Consider the following 2,998-nt stretch of genomic DNA (forward strand, 5'->3'; position numbering starts at 1 on the left):
ATAGCCTTTTGTTTTCACTCTTATAAAATCTTCTTTCATATACCACTAGCTTTCACATCTAAGTTTAAGTTTTTTTTCAATCCTTTTCTAGTAAACATACCTAATACTTCAAACACTCAGTTTTAAAACAATGATGAATCCCACTCTATCAGATCATTTACATTCTTCTCATCTGGCTTTGACAACTCAAAGTTTAATTTATATACTTCATCTTTTAAGACAGATTTAAATACTCTAACCTTATCATCAGATGTAATAAAAAACCTATATCCATATCCATTATGTTTATACTGTCCACTATCTAGAGTCAAGAGAACTTTAGAAACATCAAATTCATTAATAATAACATTAGAGAATCCGAATGGATTGAAACTCGTAGTGTATACAGTACTTGTATCTAAATCTATTTTATTAAATCTATAGGTATTAACAAGTCCTACACTAGGTTCAGACAAGCTATAAATCACATTATCAAGGATTTTAATATCAGTAAACTCTTCTGATCTATTAATCAATCTCTGGGAACTCAATTAAATATTCTTCTCGCATCAACTTACCTGTCTCATAATTATAGCACAATACTACTTTACCAAAACCTAATTTCTTCATTACCTCCCATTCCTTACTTTTCCAATTAATATCTATTTCTAAACGCTTTACGTCTTCCCTATCATAGGGATTGATGTAAAAATAATTACTCTGTCTTTCATTACTTTGTCCTATCATTTCCAACTCTCTTCTAAGTAATTCTTCTTTAATCATTTCTTCTCCTATTAAATTAGTGGTTAGTACTTCTGCATTAATCGCTCTTTCAATAGTCAAAGTATTATAGTTACCAATACCAACTCTAGTCTTTTCTAATTTGCTTATTAAACTATCTAAATTAAAAGGTAAAGCATCATACTTTTCTGCATAATCCTCTATTTTTACAATATTTCCTTCTTTATTAAAGAATTTAAAAACTCCATACTTAAAACCTAGAAAAATTTTACATAATCTCTCTCTCTCAACATGAATGAGACCTAAGCTATTATATTGTCTAGTAAAAAAATACAAATTTGGAACAGGAGGAATAAAACTTTTTAAATAATACCGTTCTTTTTCTCGTAGTACAAATATTGATTTTTCTTCTATAATTGTATCTGATATAGAACTATACCTAGTAAATTTCCTCTTACTAGAATCACTATTCCCTCCACTACTTACAAAATCATTAAAATTTTTTATATCAAATGTATCAATCTTCACATTAACAATATTACTTTTTTGATTAACTTTTAACTCATTACATGAAACATTTATAAAAAACAAAACCAACAAAAAATATTTCATAATTTATCATTTAATTTTCGCCATTGCCAAATTGTTGTTGTAAACCGATTCTTATTCTTATGGTGGCTATAATCCATTATATTATCAGTTTTATATATCTCAAATGTATATCCTGCATCATTATCAAAACTATGATATAACCCCATTGCATGTAATAATTCATGGCTAACTGTAGTAGTATTATCTCTATTTCCAAACACTACGACTGCTTTTTCATTGCCAACACCTCCAGCTATACCATTTAAGTTTTTTGAATTTGGAACAGAGTATATCCTATAATACATGTTATAAATGTCATTTTCTTTTTCATTCATGAAAATATCATCAAAATAATGCACAATTGATCTAATATTAGAATCATCTAACACTTTTTTATCACCCTTCGTTTTTGCAGTAAAAAAAATCTCATCATACCAATTACTTTCTACAACTAAGTCATCAGATAATTCCTCTATATCAGGAAGGATGTAAGCTTGATTTAACGAATTTCTTAACACTAATATTTCCTCTGGAGAAATGTCTTTTTGTCCATCAATTGTAGGATATGACACATTTATCAGTAAAATTTTAACATTTTTAATCTCACCATTTTTAACAATCACTAATTCACCAACAATACTTTTTATACCATCTTCTATTTTTACAATTTTAATACTTTGATTTTTGTTAAAAGATTTCAAAGCTCTAATTGTTATTGCATTAGCATTATAGTATGTTCCTTCTTCGCTAGGATGAGATTGATTCAATATTACAGTAAATAATTCTTTATTATAATCAAATTCAACAGAATCAGTAATTTTACTTATTCTATAATATAAATCTAATGTAACTTCCTGTCCACCTAGTAATGTTAAAAACGGTATATAATATTTTTCTCTAATTGAACTAATAACATTATATTCTTTAACACATTTAAAATATTCTTGAAAACTTTTTATAAACTTTGCTTTTTTACTTGTTGCATAGTGCATTCCATACTTTCCTACTATATCGGAATATCTCTCATCTACTTGAACCGTACTATCTGTACCATTTCTAACCCAATCGAAACCAAACTCCCCTTTCCATGTCCTGTTAGGACGAAAATGGACAATATAAGATTCTTCATAAACCAATATGGGAATTAACGGCTTTCCATACTTCACACCACTCTCTGCACCTACTTGACTGACTACTTCTTCTGAACTATTAATAATTTCTTTTTGAGCATAAGCATAACTATTTCCTCCTGTAGTTTCGATAATATCTCCTTCAACCTCTCTAATCTTCATCTCTAATTATTTTTAGATTTTTCACCTGAATTATTCTGTATTTCTTGTGCCGAATGCTGTTCTATATTTCCAGTACTTTGGTTCATAATCTTCCCATTGCTAACATTAACTCTATCTTCCTCTGTATGAGACTCTAGATTTCCTTTAATATACTCTACCATTTTTCCCAATACATTAGTCATATAGTTAGCACCTATGTTTAGATTCTTCATAAGTCCTACTCGCTCAGAACTATTCATCATAACTGTTTCTGTTTTATTCATAGTCACAGTCGTAGTCATATTCTCAGCTACATTGATATTTAGATTCTTACTGTTGAGTGTCATCGTCTCAGGAGCTGTAACAGTTATATTCTTGTTTCCATCCATATACCATACATTCCCACTTGGATCTTT

General features: G+C 28.7%; 3 protein-coding genes and 1 pseudogene. All 4 read right to left on the reverse strand.

Going from position 1 to position 2,998, the window contains the following annotated elements; genetic code table 11:
* Positions 1-122: 122 nt before the first annotated feature.
* On the reverse strand, positions 123-515 hold the full coding sequence (locus tag HX062_RS15995; RefSeq protein WP_286468115.1) for a hypothetical protein: 393 nt from the start codon (positions 513-515) through the stop codon (positions 123-125).
* Entirely contained in the window at positions 508-1,332 is an 825-nt protein-coding gene (locus tag HX062_RS16000; RefSeq protein WP_286468116.1) for a hypothetical protein, read from the reverse strand. The genes HX062_RS15995 and HX062_RS16000 overlap by 8 nt, the downstream gene beginning before the upstream one ends.
* On the reverse strand, positions 1,329-2,603 hold the full coding sequence (locus tag HX062_RS16005; RefSeq protein ID WP_286468117.1) for a zinc metalloprotease: 1,275 nt from the start codon (positions 2,601-2,603) through the stop codon (positions 1,329-1,331). Before HX062_RS16005 ends, HX062_RS16000 begins: the two co-directional genes overlap by 4 nt.
* A gap of 2 nt (positions 2,604-2,605) precedes the next feature.
* Positions 2,606-2,998, reverse strand: a pseudogene (locus HX062_RS16010) (Vgr family protein); the annotation flags it as partial.

The organism is Myroides sp. DF42-4-2 (assembly GCF_030326445.1).
GTDB lineage: Bacteria > Bacteroidota > Bacteroidia > Flavobacteriales > Flavobacteriaceae > Flavobacterium.